This window comes from Candidatus Omnitrophota bacterium (assembly GCA_028715415.1).
Classification (GTDB): Bacteria; Omnitrophota; Gorgyraeia; order Gygaellales; family Profunditerraquicolaceae; genus JAQURX01.
The window spans coordinates 1-22,564 of the sequence record JAQURX010000001.1; the positions used below are offsets into that span (position 1 = coordinate 1).

A 22,564-nucleotide genomic window follows, 5' to 3' on the forward strand; every position below is an offset into this window, starting at 1 on the left:
CCTCGTTCGCAACGAGGAGGCCAGCGGTTCGATCCCGCTCAGGTCCATGTGAAATTTCATTAATAAAATTTCACATGGATGCCGAAATAATGTATTTCGGCCCCACCCAAATATTTTCGCCGAGCAATGAAAAATCTCAAAAATTTCTTATCCTTATTGATTTTTCTTTCTTTAGTCTCTGTTTGTATATTTCTGCCTAAAATCTTTAAGACGTCTTGCATAGAAGCAAATGAAAATTTAAAAGAAGCATCCTTCTATAAAAAACTGGATAAGGGTGTTGTGCAATGCCAGCTTTGCCCGCGTACCTGTGTAATCCCCGACGGAAAACGTGGATTTTGCGGGACAAGAGAGAATCATAAAGGCGTTTTGTATACTCTTGTTTACGCCAAGCCGGTTACAATTACATTTGATGATCCTATTGAGAAAAAACCTTTTTTCCACTTTTTGCCTGCAACTAAAACATTCTCAATTGCAACAGCAGGTTGTAATTTGAAATGTAAATTCTGCCAGAATTGGGAGATTTCACAAAAGCTTCCCGAAGAGGTTGAATATTTTTATATTGAGCCAGAGAACCTAGTTAAGAAATTGATTGAGTCTGGGAGGCCAAGCATTGCCTATACATATTCAGAGCCAACTATATTCTTTGAATATATGCTTGAAACAGCAAAGCTAGCCAAACAGCATGGGATTAAAAATGTGATGCATTCAAATGGCTTTATTAATGAAGCTCCTTTAAGAGAATTGGCAAAATATCTTGATGCAGCAGATATTGATTTGAAAGGCTTCACCGATGATTATTATAAGAGTATTTGCGAAGGAAGACTTGATCCTGTGCTTAGGAGTTTAAAGATTTTAAAAGATGAAGGCGTGCATATTGAGATTACTAATTTGATTCTTCCGGGGTATAATGATAATGAGGATGAGATAAGAAAGATGTGTTTATGGATTAAAGAAAACCTTGGAGAAGATACGCCGCTTCATTTCTCAAGATTTTTTCCAACTTACAAGCTTATCGCACTTAACCCTACCCCCGCGCAAACTTTGGAGAATGCGCATAGGATAGCGCTGGGCTGCGGGTTAAAGTACGTTTACATAGGAAATCTTCCCGGGAATCCGGCGGAAAATACTTTTTGCCCGAAATGCAAGAAAATTATCATTGAGCGAAAAGGGTATTTTGTAGCGCAGAATAATATTATTGACGGAAAATGTAAGTTTTGCAAAGAGGAGATTAAAGGTGTTTGGAATTAGTAAAAAACTTTTAATTTGTAGTTTTTTATTTTGTGCCTTGTGCCTTGTATCTTGTGCCTGTTTTGCCCAAGTTTGCAAAGAGCCTAATGTAGCAGGGGCATTTTATCCTGACAATAAAGAACAGCTATCTAAATTAATAGGTATCTTTCTTAATAACGCTAACCCTGAAAAAATAGACGCAGAAGTGCTTGCGATAATTTGCCCTCACGCTGGATATGGTTTTTCCGGGCAGACGGCAGCCTTTGGTTATAAATTAATAAAAGATAAGCCTTATAAGACGGTTGTGATTTTAGGGACCAGCCACCAATATGGATTTAGTGGAGTTTCAATTTATAAAGAAGGCAAGTTCAGGACTCCTTTAGGGGATGTTGAAGTAGACAATGAATTTACTAAAAAATTACTCGATAAAGAAGAAGAGGTTTCATATTTGCCGCAGGCTTTTGATAAAGAGCATTCCGTTGAAGTACAAATTCCATTTTTACAGAAAACATTAAGCGATTTTAAGATTGTCCCTGTTGTGATAGGCGATTGTTCTTTTTCTACGATTCAGAGGTTTGCAGGGCTCTTAAAGGGCGCTATTGGAGAACGCAATGATTGTTTGATAGTTGTATCAAGCGATATGTATCACGGTTATGATTTTGAGCAAGCACAGGTAGTTGATAACCTGACGTTGACTTTTTTGGTAAATATGGATGCCCAGGGTTTATACGACGGCCTTAGGGAAAATAAACTACAGCTATGCGGGGGGTTTGGCGCTGTCGCCGCATTACTGTTATCTAAAGATCTTGGGTTTGATAATTTAACTGTTTTAAAATATACAAATTCTGCAATAGTAACGGATAAGCGCGTTAAGGGGAATTGGACGGTAGGTTACACAAGTTGTGTAATATCCAAGCCTAAAGAGGCCATTATACAGAAAAAAGGAGAGCAGGCAATGCTAAATAAAGAGCAGAGAAAAAAGTTGCTGGAAATTGCCAGGGAATCCATAGAAACTTATCTTAAGACAAACAAAAAATTAGAATTAACTCAAACGGACCCAATTTTACTCAAAGATTTTGGTGCTTTTGTTACTTTGCATGAAAAAGGAGAATTGCGTGGTTGTATAGGCAACCTCGTCGGAACACAGCCGCTTTATCTGACAATAAGAGATATGGCTGTTGAATCGGCAACCGGAGACCCGCGTTTTCCCAGTGTTGAATTGCCGGAACTAAAAGACATAGAAATAGAAATTTCCGTGCTTAGCCCTATGGAAAAGATTGATTCAGCTGAAAAAATACAATTAGGAGTGCATGGAGTGTTGGTGAAAAAAGGATTTAGAAGTGGCGTATTTTTACCTCAAGTAGCTACTGAAACCGGTTGGTCAAAAGAAGAATTTCTATCAAACCTTTGCAGCCAGAAAGCCGGTCTTTCTCCTGATGCCTGGAAAGACAAATCTTGCGAAATATATATCTTTACTGCCGAGGTATTCTCAGAGAAGGAAAAATAATTTGTTAAATATCGTGATTAGCCTATTTATTTCAGGAATTTTATTCGGCTCAGGGCCGTGCCTAATTAGTTGCGGGCCGGTACTTTTATCGTATATTGTCGGAACCAACAAAAATATCGTTAGAAGCTTTAGGACATATTTTTTATTTTCTTTGGCCCGAGCTTTTATTTATTGCCTTTTTGGTATAATTGCATATTTCTTGGGGAACTTTACTCCCGCATATTTATTTTCAGGTTTTACAAAATATATAGTGATATTGGGGGTAGGTTTTATTGTATTAATTGGGGTTTTAATGATTGTTGGAGTAGAGTCGCATATATTTAGCGCTTTTTTGTGTAAACATATTTTAGAGCGGGATACTAAAAGCATCGTTATATTAGGATTAATAGCAGGTATTTTACCTTGCGCGCCATTGTTAGCAGTATTATCTTATATTGGTTTGGTTTCTAAGAGTTGGTATTTTGCTTTTGTTTACAGCTTATCTTTTGGTTTAGGGACGACATTGTCTTTACTCTTGCCGCTTTCGATGGGGGCTGGATTAATTCCGCGTTTTAAAGTGCAAGAGAAAAAGGTTTATTCTAGGATTCTCTCAATATTATGCGGCAGTATCCTTATTTTTTTCGCAATTCAGTTGTTAAGGAGGATTTTATAAAATGAATAGATTCTTTTCAAGTATAAAGAATATTTCACACGATAAAATTTTAATTAATGATGGCGAGCAGGTGCATCATATTAAGGATGTTTTGCGCATGAAAGAAAAAGAGAAAATAGCGGTTTTTGATGAAAACGGTAACGAATATTTATCGGAAATTTCTGAAATCACAGAGAATGGAATTTCAGCAAATATTCTTCAAAGAAAATCTTCAAAATTAAATAAAAACGAGATTAAGCTTACTGTTGCCTGTGCAATCCCAAAGAAATCAAAGATAGACGATATTATTGATAAGTTGACGCAGCTTAGGGTTGAAAGAATTATTCCTCTTGAAACTGAGCGGGTAATTATCAAGATTGATAAAAGCAAAAGCCAAATGCGCCATAAACGTTGGGAGAAGATTGCTTTAAGTGCTGCAAAACAGAGTCAGCGAACAAGTATTCCCGTTGTTGATCCTGTAACTACTTTTGATGGGTTGTTAAAGATTTCAGCAAACTTTGAAGTAAAATTAATTCCAAACTTATGCTCGGAATGCAAAACATTAAAGGAAGCAGTAAAATGTGCGCAAGGTAAAAGTGTTTTAGTGCTTATCGGCCCGGAGGGAGATTTTAGTAAAGAAGAAGTTAAAAAAGCAAAGAGTTTTGGTTTTATCCCGGTTTCTTTAGGTGGATCTGTGCTGCGGGTTGAAACTGCGGCAGTTGCCGCTGCCAGTTTCATTAAACTATATGAAGACAATTAAATTATATACTCTCGGCTGCAAAGTTAATCAATACGATACCCAAAGTATCCGAGAGAGATTTTTATCTCGTGGCTTTAAAGAATTAAAAGAGGGCTTGCCTGCGGATTACTGCCTTATTAATACATGCACAGTTACGTCTATCGCTGACCGTAAATCAAAAGAAAGAATCCTGCGTTGCATAAGAGAGAATCCTAAAGCAAAGTTAATTGTTACGGGATGCCTTGTTGAAAACAATCCTCATGCTTTAGCTAAAATTAAAGGGATAAGATTAATTGTCGGTAAGAATTTTTTCTCCGAAGGAATAAGCGATTTTGCCCGGCATACCCGCGCTTTCTTAAAAATTCAAGATGGTTGCAATAATTTTTGTTCTTATTGCAAGGTTCCGTTAGTGCGTGGAGCTTCCCGGAGTAGAAAGCTAGATGGTATTGTAAGGGAGGCGCAGGCTTTAGCCGAAAAAGGTTTTAAAGAAATTGTTTTAACCGGAATCTGTCTTGGTGCATATGGAAAAGATTTGCGGCCAAAGTTAAATTTAGTGCAAGTAATTGAAGCGTTGGAGAAAATTGAAGGAATTATCCGTATTAGGTTAAGTTCTATTGAAGCAACAGATGTAACAGATGAGTTAATTAAGAAAATGGCAGAGTCTAAAAAGTTATGCCGGCATTTACATATTCCTATGCAAAGTGGAGATGACGGAATTTTAAAAAAAATGAACCGTAAATATATACATAGGGATTATGTAAAATTAATTAAGAAAATAAAAACAGCTGTGCCTCAGATTGGGATTACTACTGATATATTGGTGGGTTTCCCCGGGGAGAGTAAAACAGCTTTTGAAAATAGCATAAAATTAATTAAAGAAGTTACACCTTTAAGAACACACGTCTTCCCTTATTCTTCAAGAGAGGGGACAAGGGCAGTTTGTTTAGAAAATAAGCTTAATAGAAAAGAGTTAGAAGAGAGATTGAAGGAAATTAGAGAAGTTGCTCGGGTTTGCGCGGAAAGATTTAGGAAGAGTTTTATCGGAAAACGGATGAAGGTTCTTATTGAGGCAAGGGCTAAAGATAACCCGGAATATTGGGAGGGCTATAGCGATAATTATCTAAAGGTGGTTGTTAAGTCAAAACTTAACCTGAAGAATAAATTAGTAAAGGCCAAAATAGGAAAACTAGGGGACACATCCTAAAGCAGGATGTGTCCCTAATAGCTTGAAATACACTCACGCATGTGGTATACTTAATTAAGATTATAGATACTTATATGCGCCATTTTGGAATAGGGGCAACAAGAACGTATTTATAAAACATTCATAGATTCAAATAGTTACAAATTATTATTAAGATTATAAAACCTATTCTCTAGAAAATGGAGAATAGGTTTTTTTATGCTTGACAAGCTTGAAGGGGGGTGGTATAAAATCAGCAGAAGGTGACAAGCGCTGTAAGTGCCTCTTACAACTGAAATAGAAGTTATAATAATTTAATCAAAGAGGTAAGCGTGGTATCAAGTCAAATTTTCCTTTAGGGAGGAGGTAGTGAAAATGAAAAACAGAAAAGGTTTTACGTTAGTCGAAATCATGATCGTAGTTGCAATTATCGCTTTATTAGCAGCTATCGCTATACCTAACTTGCTACGTGCAAGAGTTAATGCTAATCAAGCAGCAGCTCAAGCAGCATTGCAGACAATCTCTACAGCGATGGAGAGTTTGCGTTCAACCAGCGGAAGTTATCAGATGACTCCCGGTGGTGCTGCAGCTACATTAGCCGGGTTAAGCGGTGCTAATCCGCCTTATATTGATGCGACATTGGGTTGCGGTGCTCCACCTTGCGCAAAGTCTGGTTACAATTTCGGTGAATTAGTAGTAGCTGCCAATAATCAGGAATTTATGGCATCTTGCGTTCCTGTGGCTGCTAATGTAACCGGCGTTGCATCTTATTGTGTTCAGGGAGATGGAGTTATCAGAGTTGATCCTAATGGCGGCGCTATTGCTACTGCCGCTGTTTGTGCAGCGTTGAATCCTACACAATAATAATTCTTTAAAGTTGTTGTTTTGCAAAAAAGGCGTCCCGAGTTTCGGGGCGCCTTTTTTGTCTTTAATTTTTTATAACCAATTATAATGTAAGAATATATAGATAAAGAATTATAAGGAAATTTTTAAATTTCTCTTGCTTTAAATCGGTTTTATGCTAAAATTTATTTAACTTAATAATTTTTCTTAAAAAAATAATGAAGATAAATAATAGAGCGCGAAGTTTTGTTTTAATAATGATAGCAATTGCAGTTTGTGCTCTTTTTTTAAGGATTGCTGTTGAGAAAATAATCCAGATTTCAACTATCCAAAATGAATCAAACGCTTCTCTTACCCTCAAGTTAATTTCAACCGCCTTAGAGAATTACGCAAAAGATAAACAAGGCGCTTATCCTTCAAACTTTTCTGCTTTAATCAAAACAAATCCTGCATATCTTGATAAAGATTATGTTTCTCTTTCTCCGATAAAGGGTTATTATTATGCTTGTCCGAGGCTTGAGGCTTCCGGGTATAATTGTTATGCAACTCCAGTTAAATGTAATTTAACAGGAGGGGTAATCTATGCTGTTTCTACTGGCGGGTTACTAACTAATGAAAGATGCAGCAGAAAGGAATAATCATATGAAAAAGAGCGGTTTTACTTTAGTAGAAATTATGGTGGTGGTCGGTATCTTAGTAGTTTTAATGGGTATTGCTACGGTTAATATTATGAGGAGTAGGACAGTAGCTACTGAAGGCATTGCTTTAGCCAATCTTAAAACCTTAAGCAATGCTTGTCAGTCGTATCATCTTGATACAGGGGTATACCCTGCAGATCTATCAGTTTTGGCCAATGCTAATCCAGCTTATATTGATTCTTCTTGGGCTAATTCGGGAGTAAAACAGAAATATACATTTGTATATACAAAAGTAACAGATGACAGCTTTACAATTAATGCTAATCCTGTTTCTAATGTTTTAAGAGGAAGATACTTCTATACAGATCAGGATAGCACTATTTGGGCCAAAGCAGACGGCCCAGCCAGCCCCAATAATGATGCGCCGGTTCAATAAGAAAGGCTTATCTTTGATGGAGGTGATGGTAGCGGCTTTATTGCTTAGTTTTACTCTTGTTTCTATTTTGGTATTATTTATTAATTCTTTATTAATGAATCAGTCAAACCGCAATCTTACAACTGCAGTTGCTCATGGCCAATTGGTGATGGAGCGGATAAGAGATACGAGTTTTTCTTCAGTTGCAGGAAGAATTAATAATGCTACGTGGAATTATAATACCGGGGATATTCAAGCTAATCTAAATTCTGCCCCCTTAGTGAATGAAACAGTTGTTGCTGCAATGCCAAACGGCATAGGCGATCCTTTAGATGTAACTGTTACAGTAAGTTGGGACAACCAAACAACTAGTCCTTTGATGCGAAGACGAAGTATAGTCCTTAGAACGCAGTTGACGGAATATTGATGAAGGGATTTACGCTTTTAGAAGCTTTGATTTCTGTTCTTATATTTAGTTTTTTAATTGTTGGTATTTATGCAACTTTGACTGTTGGGGAAAAGACATTTAATGAAGGAAATGTCTTGTTAATGTTACAACAGAATACCAGAAGGGCTATGGATACAATGGTTAAAGAATTAAGAGAAGCTTTGAATCCGACTCTAGCAGGAAGCATTGTTATCACTCCCACTGGTAACCAGATTACCTTTAGCACTATTGGAAGAGCCGGTATTTCTTACTATGTTTTAAATAACCAGCTTGTACGTGAATTCCCAGCCGGTACGATTAGAGTTGTTGGAAACAATGTTGCCAATTTACTATTTATCCAAAATAGCCATATTTTAACCATAGGTTTAACGGAGAGTCTTGTATATAGAGGAGGAAGAACTTTGCAATTTCCGTTAAGAGAAGAAATTAATTTAAGGAATCCTTAAAAATGAGGTCGATAATGATTAAAATGAATAAGAAGGGAATCGCTTTAATTATTTCTTTTTTTGTAATTCTTGTTTTGTCAATTATTGGTTCAGTTGCTATTTCCCGTAGTATTTCAGAAGGCAGGGTTGCCAGCAAACATTTGGAATCAGCCCAAGCTTTTTGGTTAGCAGAGGCAGCGATGACTCAAGGGGTGCGGCAGTTAGCTTTAAATTATAATTTTAATGGCGCAAGCGCAAGAACTCGTATGGTTGCCAATAATGATATTGCAGGTGGTTATTTTTTTGAGATTGCTCCGGATGTTACAGTGCCGACAGACCGTGTAATTACTGCTCATGGGATAATACCTTTTGTAGCAGCTGGGACACCCAGAACAGAACGTATTATCCAGGTTACTGCCAGAAGGAGTATACCGGCAGATTTCTATGACAATGCAATTTATTCAGCAGGAGACATTACTCTTAACGGCAACGCATATAATATTAATGGTAATGTCCGGTACGCTGGCAGCATTACCAGCCCAAGTAATATAACAGGGACACATACGCAAGACCCGGCTATCAGCCCTTTAGCGATGTTGGACTTCCAGCAATTATTAACAATCAGCCAGTCACAAAATAATGTCTATGCATATGTTGGAAATAAATTAAAAAATACGGTTTCCGGAAGCCAGAATCTTCCTACTTCTTTTTGGTTTTCTCCGGGCGTGCCTAATGTCGTTTATATCATGGGAGATTTATCAATTAATCCAAGCGGAGGCACTGTGGGCGGGTTTATTGTCGTAGCAGGGGATGTAATTAATGATCTTACCGCCACGCAAGATACTACTTTAAATGGCAATGGAACTGTAGATGGATGTATCTATACACGTGGGGAATTCCGGGTTAACGGTGGTGGTGGGGGTAATTTAAATGTTAATGGTGGTGTATGGGCAGGTGAATTAGGAGCAAGGGTAAATGGAAGTGTAAATATCGGCTATAATCAAACATATATGGATGCATTGGCAGGATTAAATATTAATCCCGGTGTGCAGGTTATTTCTTGGAGAGATTTGCAGAATCCTTAAAATTTAATAATGGCAAAACCAGAAGTAAAACCAAAATTCACTAAAGAAAGATTTTCTGTAGGGCTTGATATCGGTTCGCAGAGCATAAAAGCGGTCAAGTTAAGGTTTACAAAAGATGCGGTTGAATTTTGTGCTTTTGAAATAGATTCCGCTCAACTTGACTTGGCTAGTTTATTAAAGAAGGTGAAGCAATCCTTCGGGATTGACCTTGTAAATATTTCTGTTTCAGGGCCTGCAACCGTTATTAGGTATGTCAATTTCCCGAAGATGAACAAAGATGAATTGAAGCAAGCCTTAAAATTTGAAGCACAGAAGCATATCCCGTTTTCAATCTCGGAAATTAATCTGGACGGAGTCATCTTAAAAGATGATTTGCCTGATGGGAAAATGCTTGTTTTGCTTGCCGCGGTAAAAAAAGATATAGTAAGCCAGCGGCTTAAGCTACTAGAGGAAGCCTCCTTAAGGCCAAATTTAATTGATATTGATTCTGTAGCACTTATAAACGCTTTTAATTTTAATTACGACGCCGAAGAAAGTTTGAAAAATAAGGTTGTGGCACTTCTTAATATTGGCGCTGCTACCAGCAATCTGAATATTGTTGAAAATGGTATGCCGCGTTTAAGCCGGGATATCCATATTGCAGGCTCTAACCTTACAAAAAAGATTATGGACACTTTGGGATTAGAATTTAATAATGCTGAAGAATTAAAGCTTAATCCTGATAAAGTTCAGGCAATCGCCAAATCTCCAGCTCAAGTGCAGGCATCCTCAACATCCTTGCCTGCTAAACAACCCGATAAGATTAATGCCATTGTTGATTCCGTATTAGTAAGTTTGGCTGCGGAGATCAGGACATCATTTGATTATTATGAAAGCCAGAGTACTTCGGCAGTAAGCAAAATTTTTATTAGCGGCGGGGGAAGTAAGATGTCAGGGTTAAGAGAAGCTTTATCAGCTTTTTTGGGGATTGAAGTAGAAATTTGGGATCCTTTGAAACAAATGGTTTTACCGCAAAACTTAGATGCGCAAAAGCTAAAAGAGATTTCAAGCCAGCTACCTGTTGCGATAGGATTAGCTCTGAGGGCGTAGAATGATAGAAATTAATTTATTACCGGAAGAATTAAGAGCGAAAGCCAAAGCTAAGCCAAAAAAAGAAGGCGCAAATCTTGCTGCTATGGGTTTAAAGGCAAAAAAAGCGCTTAATTTAATCCCGATTGTTGTAGTTATTTTGGTGTTTGTCCATGTCATCCTTTTTATTTTAGATTTAAATAGTAAAGCCCAAATGGGCGTGTTGGATGTGAAATGGAAGATGCTTGAATCTAAGAGAAAGGCTTTGGATGAATTCAATAAAGAAACTTCCGCTCAGGCTAAAGATGCTTTGGAAACGCAGGATTTGGTTTCTAAAAGAATACTTTGGGCTCAAAAATTAAATAGATTGAGTTTGGATTTGCCGTCAGGAATATGGTTTACTAATGTTACTATTAATGCAAAAGAATTATCATTAAACGGTTCTGTAGTTTCTTTGCAAAAAGAGGAAGTCAATTTGATTAATAAATTTATTGATACTTTAAAAAAGGATCCTGTTTTTATTAAAGATTTCTCTAATATAGCTTTGAATCAGGTCCAAAAGAAATCAATCGGTACTTTTGAGATAGCGGATTTTATACTGGTCTGTGCCTTAAAAACAAAATGATAAACTTTTTTGATAAATTTAATCTGGATAATAAAAAGATATTGCTGATTTTTATTGCATTTATTGTGGTTTCTTATCTTGATTATAGCTTTATTTTAAGTAAACAAATGGATTCAATAAGTGTTATTGAGCCGAAAATTAAAAAGTTAAAGAAAGATTTGAGTTCTCTTGATAATGATTTGTTGAAGATGGAAGAGCTAAAAAAGAAGCAAGCAGAAGTTGCTCAAAAAGGCTTAAGTAAAAGTAAAAGGCTTGTTTCTGAAGATCAGGTTTCCTCGTTATTTAAAGATATTTCAGACATTGCCAACAAGAACGATATTAAGGTTGGGCAGATGAAACCGGGTAAGGATGTGCCGGTTGCAACGGCTCCAAAAACTAATAAACCCGGCGCTCCCGTTGCGACTTCAAAGCTTTCAACTTTTACAATTGATTTGGAACTTCTTTGCGCTTATCATAACCTGGGTGCTTTTATCAATGATTTAGAGAATTCCGATGTCTTAATTATGGTGCAGAGTTTGAAAATTATGCCTGAAGGTGAGAATTATATGCGCCAAAAAGTAAACTTGCAGTTGAAGACTTATGTTAAGAAAATATTATAATAAAAATATTGGTATGTTTTCTGGTTTGGTGTTTGTTTTTCTTGCAATATTTTTTTATGCGCATTCAGTTATTTTTTGCGAAGAAACGTTTAAATATGATGCTAAGGGCAAAAGGAACCCCTTTATTCCTCTTGTTACCACCGACGGACGTCTGATGAAATTGGATAAAGAGGAGCAAAGAGGTAATTTGGCGGTAGAAGGGATTATCTACGATAAGAATGGCAGGTCTTTTGCTGTGGTAAACGGAATGGTTGTTGGTATTGGAGATGTGGTGTCTGATTATCAGGTTTTAAAAATAGAAGAGAATAAAGTAATTTTTATTAGAGAAGGTGAAGCTTTAGAGATAGAATTAAAGAAGGAGGGTCAATGAGGTATTTATTGTGTCTTTTTTGTTTTATTATATTTCTTATATTACCAAGCAAAAATTCAACAGGACAGGAAGTAAAAGAGACCAGCCTTAAGAATGAGTCTAGTACGGTTGGAGTCAAAGAAGCTTCGTCAGCAGTTACGGTTGTAGCTAAAGAAAAGGAACAAAAGACTGCTCCTGAAGTAAGCCCTGTGGCAAAACAGCCGTTGGTAGAATCAAGAATTGTGGAGGTTTCTTTCTCAAAAGCCAATGAAGAGCCGGTTCAAGCAATATCTCCTGCAGTTGTAGTAACTCCTCAGGTAGATATTGAAATTAAGCCTGTTGCGAATATAACGGATTCAATATCCAAATCGCAGAATGTTACGCTTGATTTCAAAGAAGCGGATATCCAAAATGTTTTAAAAATCATTGCTTTCAAATCCGGTGTTAACATTGTTTCAACTCCTGATGTAATTGGCAATGTTACAATACGGCTTGAAGATGTCCCGTGGGAAACCGCGATGGATGTAATCTTGAAGACATATGGCTTCGGTTATCAGAGGCAAGGGAATATTATCTTGGTTACAAAGTTGGAAAATATCTCTAAAATTCAAGCCGAGGAGCCATTGCAGACAGAAATTGTTGTGCTTAAGTTTCTTGATGCGCAGGATGCCCAGAAAATCTTGATTTCGTTATTGTCTCCGAGGGGGAAAATTTCTGTTTTGTATGCAAGGGGACAGAAAGGCTGGGAATTCGGAACTTTTAAGATAGGAAAAGAAACGCAGGAGAAATCAGGCATAGTAAGAGAGAAAGAATCAGCGCAAACTGAAACGATTTCTATTGAAAAAAATGCTGCGGGTGATTTGGTTTCAAAAAAAGCGGAATTTCAATCTTCGGTTAAATCAAAGATCCTTGTTATTACCGATACAGCTTCTTCTTTAGACAGGATCCGTAATGTAATCTTGCCTATTATTGATAAAAAGCCTAAACAGGTTTTAATTGAAACAAAGCTTATGGAGGTAAACAAAAATAGGTTAAGAGATTTGGGTGTGGATCTTGGGTTTGGGGGTTCCAATAACGCAACACAAACTGCAGTTGGCATGGGTTCTTTTGGTAAAAACGCAGCTAGGGATACAACTGTAGCCGCAGGCGGGCATTCGTTGGGTTCTCAGTTTACTCCTTCCGTTTTTAATCCAAAAGAAGGTACTACGGCGGTTACGGGAGTCCAACCTTATTCTTTGGGTGCACAGCTTGTTTTCCAAAAACTTACCGGGACAAAACTTGAGGCGGTCATCCATGCCCTTGAAGAGGATACTACGACGAATACTCTCTCAGCTCCTAGAATTCTAACGCTTGATAATCAGGAAGCCTCTATTTTAGTTGGGTATCATACGCCAATTCTTACTTCTTCTGTATCTGCTGCGACCACGACGCAAGGCGCAACATTGGTGCAAACTCTTGATTATTACCAGGAAATTGGTATAAGGTTGAATGTCGTACCTCAGATAAATGATGAAGGGTTTGTTAATATGATTATTCATCCGAGCGTAACTTCTTCAAATTCAAGCATAACTGCTACTAACTCGGCAGGTGGTGTTACTATTACGACAAGCTATCCGATTATTGATGTGCGTGAAGCACAAACTCAAGTTTTAATAAAAGATGGGGAAACAGTTGTTATCGGAGGTTTGCTTAAGGATGTAAAAGCTAAGGAAACTATAGGTGTCCCGTTTGCAAGTAAAATTCCTATTCTCGGGGGATTGTTCAGAAGGGACATTTATAATACTCAAAAAGTTGATTTGCTTATGTTTATTACTGCTAAATTAATAAAAGATGGCGATTATGCTCCTGAAGAACTTGCGCAGTTGGAAAAAGGTGTAGATGCGTTGGCTGTTGAAAGAGAAGCTAAGGCAAACAAGAGCAAGAAGAAAGTTGTAAACAAGAAATAAGGTTATTAAATAAATAATTTTTATAATAGGCGCTCACAAGAATTTTCTAATCTATTTTTTGTTTTCTCTGTAGTGTCAAAGAGCGCTTAATTTTTTTTAAATATGTTTGAAGTCAGTTTTGTTTTTACAAAGAAAGGTTTAGCGCGCTATATTTCTCATTTGGATTTAATGAGATTGTTCGCACGTGCTGTCCGCAGGGCAGATTTACCGGTTAAAATAACAGAAGGGTTTAGTCCGCATCCTAAAATAAGCCTTAAGCGGGCATTGAAGCTTGGGCTTGAGAGTGAAAACGAAGAAGGGATTATTGTTTTAAAGGAACAAATGAGCCCCGCAGATTTTAGAGAAAAACTGCAAAAACAATTACCAATTGGAATAGAGATAAAAAATGTCTAAAGAAATATTGATTAATGTTGAACCGCAGGAAAAAAGAGTAGCGATTGTCCAAGACGGGCAATTAGAAGAGTTTTATATTGAGAGGCCTCAGGATAGAACTATTGTTGGGAATATCTATAAAGGAAAAATTGAAGCTGTGCTTCCTTCAATTGGGGCGGCTTTCGTAGACATCGGTTTACCTAAAAAAGGTTTTCTTTACCTTTCAGAGATAGAGTCAGCCTATGAGTTATCTGAAACTCCTCCAACTCAATCACAAGCTCCTCATGAAATAAAAAAAGGGCAGGAAGTGCTTGTGCAGGTTGTCAAAGAGTCCTTTGGTACAAAAGGCCCTCGGCTTTCAACACATATCGGCATTGCGGGAAGGTACCTTGTGTTAATGCCAGCTGAAAAACAGGTAGGGATTTCCAGGAGAATTGAAGATGATGATGAAAGAAGGCGTATAAGGCAGATGTTTTCCGAACTAAAACTACCTAAGGGTGTTGGCTACATTGTGCGTACTGCTGCCAGCGGAAAAAATAAACAGGAATTATTGCGCGATGCTCAGTTCTTATTTAAATTATGGAAGAGGCTTGAGAAGATTGCTCAGCAGCAAAAAGCCCCATCTTTAGTCTATGAAGAATACGACTTGACTTTTAGAGCTATCAGGGATTCGTTTACCGACGATGTTTCTAAGCTGATTGTAGATTCTAAGCCAGAATTCTTCAGGATCCAGCGTTTTATGAGGGCATTTTTAAGTTATCTGACTAGAAAAGTCGAGCTTTATAAGGGAGATAATTTATTTGAAGAGAAGGATATTGATAGGCAGATAAATAAAATTTTTGAAACTAAGGTTTATCTTAAATCAAAGGCTTATCTTATAATTGAGCCTACTGAGGGATTAGTTGTAATTGATGTTAATAGCGGTGGATTTAAGAAGAACCTTGAACAGGAAGAAGCAGCTTTTAAAGTTAATTGCGAAGCAGCTCTTGAAGTTGCCCGTCAGTTAGTTTTGAGGGATCTAGGTGGTATTATTGTAATTGATTTTATTGATATGGAAAGAGAGGGCCATCGTAGAGAAGTTTTTAATGTTTTGAAAAAGGCCCTAAGCCTTGATAAGGCAAAGTATGATGTTGCAGGGATTTCAAAGTTTGGTGTTGTAGAAATGACCCGTGAGCGTATACATAAAACGGCTCACATGCTTTCTTACCAAAGCTGCCCGTATTGCCAGGGAAAAGGTAAAATTAAATCTCCTGTTACAATGGCAATTTACGCTTTAAAGGAGTTAAGAAGGTTTTTAAGAGGCAAATCAGTTAAGCAGGCCAATTTAACGCTAAATCCAGCGGTTGTGGATGAGGTTTTGAAGAATAAAGAGAATTTGAGGTTTATTGAGAATAAGTTTAGGGTAAAAATCAATCTTATCTCTAATCCTGCCATACATATTGAAGAAGTAAAACTAGCTTAAAATAGCTTTTTTCCCCTTGACCAAGCCTGTTTAATAGTATATACTATTATTTCTTTAGACTAGTGAATTTATATTGATCAATCCCCAATCCTATTTCACTTTTGCCTATTGGAAGGCAAAGTGTGCCCTTGGTAGGGCAGATGGATTGGGATGAGCTTGTGCTCAAAAGGAGAGACAAAAATGTATGCAATAGTTGAAGTTGGAGCAAAACAATATAATGTCAAGAAAGATGATATTATTGAAGTGGAGAAACAAGTTGTAGCTGATGGTAAGGATATTGTTTTAGATAAGGTGCTTTTGGCTTGTAAAGACAAGAAAGTGGAGATTGGCCAGCCTTATTTGAAGCAAGCTAAGGTTGTAGCTACTGTTCTTAAGCAAACTAAGGCTGATAAGGTTATTTCTTTTAAATACCGCCGCAGAAAGTCTTCTCATTGGACTAAAGGGCATCGTCAGCAGCTTACTTGTTTGAAGATTAAAGAAATTAAGCTTGATTAATGCTTAAAAAGGTAACAGGTAAGTAACTTGAACGTATTTATTGATCAGACAAAAGTATATGTAAAAGGCGGAGACGGGGGAAGAGGTTGTAAAAGCCTTTACCGTGATAAATATGTACGTAAAGGTATCCCCGATGGAGGAGATGGTGGTAAAGGTTCAGATATTATTATAAGGGCTGACCGTAACCTCTACACTCTTCTTGATTATAAATACAATAGGCATTTTTACGGGCATCACGGAGAACATGGTTCGGGAAAGCATAAAAAGGGCAAAGATGCTGAAGATATTTTAATCCGTGTTCCGGTTGGCACTGTAATTAAAGATATTAGGAACGGCTGCATTTTGCGCGATTTAGATGAGGATGGCCAGGAGATTATTGCAGCAAATGGTGGTAAGGGGGGAATTGGCAATCGCCATCGCCAAGAAGCAACTCCGGGAGAACCCGGCGAAGAGAAAGAATTGCTCTTTGATTTAAAGTTAATTGCTCAGGCTGGAGTTGTAGGATTCCCAAATGTGGGTAAATCAACTTTTATTTCTGCAATTTCAAGCGCACACCCAAAAATCGCGTCATACCCTTTTACAACTAAAGCTCCGGTGTTAGGCGTTGTTAATTTTCATGATAAGAAGTTTGTTGTCGCGGATATTCCCGGTTTAATTGAAGGATCATCAGAAGGCAAAGGCTTAGGAGATAAATTTTTAAGGCATATTGAGCGCACCAAAATTATTATCCATATAATTGATATGGCCGGTTTTGAAAATAGAGACCCTCTAAAAGATTACGAAGTTATTAACGCCGAATTAAAGAATTACGGAAATAACGTTTATAAAAAGCCAAAGATTATCGTTGCAAACAAAATGGATATAGAAGGGGCAGCTGCAAATTTGGAAAGGTTTAAGAAGCATATTAAGAAAAAGATTTATCCGATTTCTGCTTTAAAAAGCGAAGGTTTGGAGGATCTAATTGAAGCAATTGCAAAAAAAGTATAAGCGTATTGTTGTAAAGATTGGCTCAAGCCTTTTATACTCTCAAAAAGACAAGCTTGATTCTGTTCTTGCTTCTAATCTGTGCTCGCAGATTGCCGAACTTGTTAAGGATGATAGAGAGGTAGTAGTTGTTTCTTCCGGAGCAATTGCTTTAGGCATGTCTTTGCTAAAGTTACAAGATAGGCCAAAGGAATTATCGGTTTTACAGGCAGCTGCAGCTATGGGCCAGCCGGAGTTGATGGATGTCTACCGGAGATTTTTTAAGAATACCGGGTTTGATTGCGGCCAGCTGCTTCTTACTTGGGAAGATTTCGACGAGCGCATCCGTTATTTAAATGCAAAAAATACACTAGTTACATTATTAAAATTAAAAAGTATCCCTATTATAAATGAAAATGATACAGTTTCAACCGATGAGATTAAATTTGGCGATAATGACCGCCTTTCTGCTTTAGTTGCAACGCTCATCGGAGCTGATCTTTTAATTATTCTTTCCGATGTGGACGGGCTTTTAGATAAAGATAAAAAGACAGTGGTTAGGCTGGTTAGTGAAATAACTCCTCAGATAAAAGCTTTGGCGTGCCCTACAAATAAGAAAACTTGTGTTGGTGGTATGATTACAAAGATTGAGGCAGCACGTATTGCTACGGATTCTGGCATTTCTTGCGTAATCGCTAACGGGCATACAAAAGATATTTTATTGTTAAGTGCTAAGAATCCGGGCCAAGAGGGCACATTATTTTTATCTTCCAGTGATAATCTTGATGCTAAGAAACGTTGGATAGCTTTTTCTGCCAGGCCTAAGGGGAAGATTTTAGTGGATGCGGGAGCAAAATCTGCTCTAATGAACAAGAAGAGCTTACTTTGCGTCGGTATTGTAAGCATAGAAGGAAGTTTTCAATCAGGAGACGTTGTTAGTATAAGAGATAAAGAGCACCATGAGTTTGCAAGAGGCAGAGTAAATCTTTCCTCCAAAGAATTGGATAAAATTAAGGGAACCCGCCACGATAAAGAAATAGTACATAGGGATAATTTAGTTATATTATAGGGGTGTTTAATGAATATTAAGAATGAACTTTTGGAGATGGCAAAGAGTGCACAAACTGCTTCCAGGTTCATGCTAACAGTTTCTGGCGCCAAGAAAAACGCTGTGCTTAAGGATATGGCAGCTAGTTTAATATACAAAAAGAACCTTATTCTTTCTGCAAATAAGATTGATGTGAGTGCTGCGAGAAAATCAGGTTTATCGGCAGCCCTCATTGACAGGCTTGTCCTTAATGATAAAAGAATAGCTTTAATGTCGGATTCTTTATTGGATGTCGCAAAGCTTAATGATTTTGTTGGAGAGGCTATTAAGGGCTGGCAGGTCCCATCGGGCCTTTGGATACATAAGGTTCGTGTCCCGATAGGAGTGATTGCAATAATCTATGAATCTCGTCCTAATGTTACTTCTGATTGTATCGGGCTTTGTTTTAAATCAGGAAATAGTGTTATATTAAGAGGTGGTTCAGAATCAATAAATACAAATAAACAGATTTACAAAATACTTGAAGAAGTCTTAATTAAGCATAATTTGCCGCAAGGCTTGATTAATCTTGTTTCAACCACTGACCGGCGTGCTGTAGATGAACTACTTAAATTAAATCAGTACATTGATTTGGTAATTCCCCGTGGCGGAGAAAGCCTGATTAAAAAAGTGGTTAGTCTTTCAAAGATTCCAGTTATCAAGCATTACAAAGGTATTTGTCATGTTTATGTAGATGAATGGGCTGATTTGAATATGGCCTCTAAAATTTGTTTTAATGCTAAGGTGCAGCGTCCGGGAGTGTGCAATGCAATGGAAAGCATGCTTGTACATAAAGATGTTGCTGCAAGATTTTTACCCGGCATGATAAAGCACTTTAAAGAAGCCTCTGTTGAGATTCGGGGCTGCGCATTAACGCAAAGAATTGTAAAAGGTATTAAAAAAGCTACTGTTAAAGATTATGGAACTGAGTATTTGGATTTGATTTTATCAGTTAAGGTGGTAAATGATTTAGATGAAGCTGTGCAGCATATTAATCATTATGGTTCGCATCATTCAGATTCAATTGTTACCGAGAATTATGAAAATGCTTTAAAGTTCTTAAAAACAGTTGATTCTGCTTGTTGTTATGTTAATGCTTCAACCCGTTTTACCGACGGAAATCAATTTGGTCTAGGTGCAGAGATAGGGATTTCAACTGATAAATTGCATGCCCGCGGGCCGATGGCCTTAGAGGAATTAACTACTTATAAATATATGGTTTTTGGGAATGGGCAGATAAGAGGATGAAAATAGGTATTTTAGGAGGGACGTTTAATCCAGTTCATTTGGGCCACTTGATTCTTGCTGAAGAAGCAAGAGAGAAGTTGGAATTGGATAAAGTTATTTTTGTCCCAGCATTTCTTCCTCCCCATAAAGATAATTCCAATATCGCCGATGCTAAAGATAGGCTTGAAATGGCAAAATTGGCTTGTAAGGGGAATAAATTTTTCTTTGTTTCCGATATTGAAATAAAAAGAAACGGCCGTTCTTATACAATAGACACAATAAAAGAATTTAAGGCAAAGTTCCCTGATGATGAGTTGTATTTTATTATCGGCTCGGATCTTCTTAAATACCTTGATGAATGGAAAGATTTAAGTGAGATTATTAAAATAGTTAAGTTTATTGTTGCAACCCGTCCGGGTTACCCATTAGAGAGGATCCCTACTTACATAACTACTATGGATATAAGGGCGATAGATGTTTCGGCATTTGAAGTGCGTAAATGCATAAAAGAGTCTAAATCGTTTCGCTATTTGGTCCCGGAAGCGGTATTTGATTATATAAACAAAAGGAAGTTGTATTTATGATAATTAAAGTAGCCCCTTCAATTCTATCTGCTGATTTTAGCTGTTTGGATAAAGAGGTGAAATCCGTGGAAGCTGCGGGAGCTGATATGATTCATGTTGATGTTATGGATGGGCATTTTGTGCCAAATATTACTATTGGCCCGGTTGTAGTTAAATACTTGCGTAAGACAACAAAGCTTCCTCTCGACGTGCATCTTATGATTGAAAATCCTCAGAAATATATTAAAGATTTTATTGTTGCTGGAAGCGATATGATTACTATGCATATTGAGACAGTTAGTGCTGCAGAGTTTAAGAAACAAGCGGCTATTTTAAAAGAAGAGAAGATTAAGGTTGGAGTTTCGCTTAATCCAGCTACTTCTTTGTCAAAAATTAAAGCGGTTTTAAGTTATGTGGATTTTGTGTTAGTTATGTCAGTTAATCCCGGATTCGGAGGGCAGGCTTTTATTCCTCAGGTCTTACCAAAGATAAAACAATTACGAAGTATATTCTCAGGTGATATTTCTGTTGATGGCGGGATTAATGAGAAAACAGCACAAGATGTAATCAGGGCAGGCGCAAATATTATAGCAGCCGGTTCATATATTTTTGGAGCTAAAAACAGAAAAACAGCTATAGAAAGGATTAGAGATGCCGGATAACATTGAAATTAAATTTGGGACTGATGGTTGGAGAGCGGTTATAGCAGATACCTATACTTTTAAAAACCTCGAGATTGTTTCTCAGGCGGTTGCTGATTATTTAGGCTTTGGCAAGAAAGTCGCCGTAGGTTTTGATACGCGTTTTATGTCGAGTAACTTCGCAGGCATAACAGCAAAAGTTTTAAGTAACAATGGAATTGAAGTTTTTCTTTCAGACAGGCCAGTTCCAACTCCGAATTTAAGTTTAATAGTAAAATTAAAGAAACTTGATTTAGGGGTTATGATCACCGCATCCCACAATCCGGCCGAATATAATGGCTTTAAGATAAAGAATTCATCGGGAGGCGCTGCCAGCCTTGAGGTGACAAAAGATGTGGAAAACCGCTTAGGGAAAACTCCTGTGAAAGGGGAAAATGACCAATCTACAAAAATTCATGTGGAAGATTTTACGCGTGATTATGTAAAATTTATTCGTTCTTATATTGATTTAAAGAAGATTAAAAGCAAGAAATTTAAGGTTTTGGTTGATTCCATGTATGGCTCAGGAGATAGTTTTTTTGCTCAGATATTAAAGGATACAAATATAAAATTGGAATTTATGCGTAACACTATAAATCCATCTTTTGGCGGAAGGCGTCCGGAGCCTGTTGAAGAGAATTTGGAAGAATTGAAATTAAGAGTAAAAAAAGAAAAATTTGATTTAGGTATTGCGCTTGACGGCGATGCTGACAGGATTGCTGCTGTTGCTCCCGGAGGAGTATTTATTCATCCGCAAAAAATCTTAGGGCTTCTGGCGCTTCATCTTAATCAAGATAGGCTCTGGTCAGGCGGGATAGTAAAAACAATCTGCGGCACAACCATGATTGATAATATCGCGAAGTTTTTGAACGTAAAATTATATGAGACTCCTGTTGGTTTTAAGTATATTTCAAATCTAATGGAAACTGAGGATATTGTTGCCGGAGGGGAAGAAGCAGGAGGAATGGGGGTTAAGGGTTATATTCCTGAACGAGATGGAACAGTTGCCGGATTGTTGCTGCTTGAAATGATGTCATATCGCAATAAAGATATTTTAAAAATTTTGAACGAAACGGAAAAGAAATTCGGAAAGTATTATTATGTCCGGGCGGATTTTCATCTTGAAAAACGCGTTGAGCCGAAAAAAGAAGATTTACCGAAAGAATTATTGGGCAAGAGAGTTGTTGAGATAAAAGATTATGATGGGATAAAGCTAATTTGTGAAGATAAAAGCTGGTTAATGTTTAGAGGATCAGGTACTGAGCCGATTATGCGAACTTACGCAGAGGCTTCCTCGTTAGAACGCGCAAAAAAACTACTTAACCTCGGCAAAGATCTCATGTTAAATAAATGATGTATTGGTTTTGCAAATTTCTGGCCAAGTTTCTTCTAAAATGTTTTTTTGGTTTTAAGCAAACTGGTTTAGAAAATATCCCAAAGAAGGGTGGATTTATTTTAGCCAGTAATCATGTTAGCCACATGGATCCGATTGTTTTATCGGCTGCCTGTCCGCGCATGATTAATTTTATGGCAAAAAAAGAATTATTTACCGGTTTTTTATTTAGCCGCTGGCTTTTTTCCTTAAGGGCATTTCCGGTTAATAGAAATGCTGCTGATATCGGGGCTATTAGAGAGGCGTTCAGGCGCGTTAAGGCAGGACAAGGATTACTTTTATTTCCCGAGGGAAGGCGTAATGAGGGAGATTCCATAGGTAAGCCAGAAGAAGGAGTAGGATTTTTGGCAGCTAAGCTTAAGGTTCCGGTTGTGCCAGCATATGTCCAAGGCACAAAGGATGCTTTGCCAAAAGGTTCGACAGCGTTAAAGTTTTCTAAAGTATCTGTAAGATTCGGCAAACAAATTATAATTGAAGGAGATATGCCTTATCAGGAGATTGCTGGGATGATAATGGTAAATATTAAAAATATTTCATGTTAAAAATATCGGATTTATGTTTTTATAATGTTTCATTATTGCTTGGAATTAAAAT

At 37.3% G+C, this 22,564-nt stretch carries 26 protein-coding genes; all 26 read left to right on the top strand.

The features are described from left to right. The first annotated feature begins 126 nt into the window (after positions 1-126). The 26 genes from amrS (at position 127) to PHO70_00130 (ending at position 22,512) form a co-directional block, all read left to right on the top strand. Entirely contained in the window at positions 127-1,248 is a 1,122-nt protein-coding gene (gene amrS, locus PHO70_00005) for an AmmeMemoRadiSam system radical SAM enzyme (protein MDD5431359.1), read from the top strand. Beyond that, the gene (gene amrB, locus PHO70_00010) at positions 1,235-2,734 is read left to right on the top strand and encodes an AmmeMemoRadiSam system protein B (GenBank protein MDD5431360.1); all 1,500 of its coding nucleotides are present in this window, start codon (positions 1,235-1,237) and stop codon (positions 2,732-2,734) included. Before amrS ends, amrB begins: the two co-directional genes overlap by 14 nt. A gap of 1 nt (position 2,735) precedes the next feature. Further along, positions 2,736-3,386, top strand: a complete 651-nt coding sequence (locus PHO70_00015; GenBank protein MDD5431361.1) for a sulfite exporter TauE/SafE family protein — start codon at positions 2,736-2,738, stop codon at positions 3,384-3,386. 1 nt (position 3,387) lies between these two features. After that, positions 3,388-4,125, top strand: coding sequence for an RsmE family RNA methyltransferase (locus PHO70_00020; protein ID MDD5431362.1), 738 nt, complete (start codon positions 3,388-3,390; stop codon positions 4,123-4,125). Further along, complete coding sequence (locus PHO70_00025; GenBank protein ID MDD5431363.1) at positions 4,112-5,308, top strand: MiaB/RimO family radical SAM methylthiotransferase; 1,197 nt, start codon at positions 4,112-4,114, stop codon at positions 5,306-5,308. Before PHO70_00020 ends, PHO70_00025 begins: the two co-directional genes overlap by 14 nt. 354 nt (positions 5,309-5,662) lie before the next feature. Then, positions 5,663-6,151, top strand: coding sequence for a prepilin-type N-terminal cleavage/methylation domain-containing protein (locus PHO70_00030; GenBank protein ID MDD5431364.1), 489 nt, complete (start codon positions 5,663-5,665; stop codon positions 6,149-6,151). A gap of 236 nt (positions 6,152-6,387) precedes the next feature. Next, positions 6,388-6,768, top strand: coding sequence for a hypothetical protein (locus tag PHO70_00035; protein ID MDD5431365.1), 381 nt, complete (start codon positions 6,388-6,390; stop codon positions 6,766-6,768). Beyond that, positions 6,743-7,204: a prepilin-type N-terminal cleavage/methylation domain-containing protein gene (locus PHO70_00040; GenBank protein ID MDD5431366.1), complete on the top strand. Its 462-nt coding sequence runs from the start codon at positions 6,743-6,745 to the stop codon at positions 7,202-7,204. The genes PHO70_00035 and PHO70_00040 overlap by 26 nt, the downstream gene beginning before the upstream one ends. After that, complete coding sequence (locus PHO70_00045) at positions 7,185-7,610, top strand: hypothetical protein (protein MDD5431367.1); 426 nt, start codon at positions 7,185-7,187, stop codon at positions 7,608-7,610. The genes PHO70_00040 and PHO70_00045 overlap by 20 nt, the downstream gene beginning before the upstream one ends. Then, on the top strand, positions 7,610-8,077 hold the full coding sequence (locus PHO70_00050) for a prepilin-type N-terminal cleavage/methylation domain-containing protein (protein MDD5431368.1): 468 nt from the start codon (positions 7,610-7,612) through the stop codon (positions 8,075-8,077). Before PHO70_00045 ends, PHO70_00050 begins: the two co-directional genes overlap by 1 nt. Positions 8,078-8,091: 14 nt before the next feature. Beyond that, a complete protein-coding gene (locus PHO70_00055) occupies positions 8,092-9,141 on the top strand; it encodes a hypothetical protein (protein ID MDD5431369.1) in 1,050 nt (349 codons plus the stop codon). 9 nt (positions 9,142-9,150) lie between these two features. Beyond that, complete coding sequence (pilM, locus tag PHO70_00060; protein ID MDD5431370.1) at positions 9,151-10,230, top strand: type IV pilus assembly protein PilM; 1,080 nt, start codon at positions 9,151-9,153, stop codon at positions 10,228-10,230. Position 10,231: 1 nt separating this feature from the next. Beyond that, on the top strand, positions 10,232-10,834 hold the full coding sequence (locus PHO70_00065) for a PilN domain-containing protein (protein ID MDD5431371.1): 603 nt from the start codon (positions 10,232-10,234) through the stop codon (positions 10,832-10,834). Continuing rightward, positions 10,831-11,433 carry a type 4a pilus biogenesis protein PilO gene (gene pilO, locus PHO70_00070; protein MDD5431372.1) on the top strand — a complete coding sequence of 201 codons (603 nt, stop codon included), beginning with the start codon at positions 10,831-10,833 and terminating at the stop codon, positions 11,431-11,433. The genes PHO70_00065 and pilO overlap by 4 nt, the downstream gene beginning before the upstream one ends. Next, positions 11,414-11,803 (top strand): hypothetical protein, encoded by a 390-nt coding sequence (locus PHO70_00075; protein MDD5431373.1) that lies wholly within the window; start codon positions 11,414-11,416, stop codon positions 11,801-11,803. The genes pilO and PHO70_00075 overlap by 20 nt, the downstream gene beginning before the upstream one ends. Beyond that, complete coding sequence (locus tag PHO70_00080) at positions 11,800-13,728, top strand: secretin and TonB N-terminal domain-containing protein (protein ID MDD5431374.1); 1,929 nt, start codon at positions 11,800-11,802, stop codon at positions 13,726-13,728. The genes PHO70_00075 and PHO70_00080 overlap by 4 nt, the downstream gene beginning before the upstream one ends. 102 nt (positions 13,729-13,830) lie before the next feature. Then, a complete protein-coding gene (locus PHO70_00085) occupies positions 13,831-14,121 on the top strand; it encodes a TIGR03936 family radical SAM-associated protein (protein ID MDD5431375.1) in 291 nt (96 codons plus the stop codon). Beyond that, positions 14,114-15,562 (top strand): Rne/Rng family ribonuclease, encoded by a 1,449-nt coding sequence (locus PHO70_00090; GenBank protein ID MDD5431376.1) that lies wholly within the window; start codon positions 14,114-14,116, stop codon positions 15,560-15,562. The genes PHO70_00085 and PHO70_00090 overlap by 8 nt, the downstream gene beginning before the upstream one ends. A 180-nt stretch (positions 15,563-15,742) precedes the next feature. Next, the gene (gene rplU / locus PHO70_00095) at positions 15,743-16,057 is read left to right on the top strand and encodes a 50S ribosomal protein L21 (GenBank protein ID MDD5431377.1); all 315 of its coding nucleotides are present in this window, start codon (positions 15,743-15,745) and stop codon (positions 16,055-16,057) included. 27 nt (positions 16,058-16,084) lie between these two features. Continuing rightward, complete coding sequence (gene obgE / locus PHO70_00100) at positions 16,085-17,044, top strand: GTPase ObgE (GenBank protein MDD5431378.1); 960 nt, start codon at positions 16,085-16,087, stop codon at positions 17,042-17,044. Further along, positions 17,019-18,089 carry a glutamate 5-kinase gene (proB, locus tag PHO70_00105; GenBank protein ID MDD5431379.1) on the top strand — a complete coding sequence of 357 codons (1,071 nt, stop codon included), beginning with the start codon at positions 17,019-17,021 and terminating at the stop codon, positions 18,087-18,089. The genes obgE and proB overlap by 26 nt, the downstream gene beginning before the upstream one ends. Positions 18,090-18,098: 9 nt before the next feature. Then, positions 18,099-19,355 carry a glutamate-5-semialdehyde dehydrogenase gene (locus PHO70_00110; GenBank protein MDD5431380.1) on the top strand — a complete coding sequence of 419 codons (1,257 nt, stop codon included), beginning with the start codon at positions 18,099-18,101 and terminating at the stop codon, positions 19,353-19,355. Continuing rightward, positions 19,352-19,918, top strand: a complete 567-nt coding sequence (gene nadD / locus PHO70_00115; GenBank protein ID MDD5431381.1) for a nicotinate-nucleotide adenylyltransferase — start codon at positions 19,352-19,354, stop codon at positions 19,916-19,918. The genes PHO70_00110 and nadD overlap by 4 nt, the downstream gene beginning before the upstream one ends. Beyond that, a complete protein-coding gene (gene rpe, locus PHO70_00120) occupies positions 19,918-20,559 on the top strand; it encodes a ribulose-phosphate 3-epimerase (GenBank protein ID MDD5431382.1) in 642 nt (213 codons plus the stop codon). The genes nadD and rpe overlap by 1 nt, the downstream gene beginning before the upstream one ends. Continuing rightward, entirely contained in the window at positions 20,549-21,931 is a 1,383-nt protein-coding gene (locus tag PHO70_00125; GenBank protein ID MDD5431383.1) for a phosphoglucomutase/phosphomannomutase family protein, read from the top strand. The genes rpe and PHO70_00125 overlap by 11 nt, the downstream gene beginning before the upstream one ends. Then, entirely contained in the window at positions 21,928-22,512 is a 585-nt protein-coding gene (locus PHO70_00130) for a lysophospholipid acyltransferase family protein (GenBank protein MDD5431384.1), read from the top strand. Before PHO70_00125 ends, PHO70_00130 begins: the two co-directional genes overlap by 4 nt. Positions 22,513-22,564 lie beyond the last annotated feature (52 nt).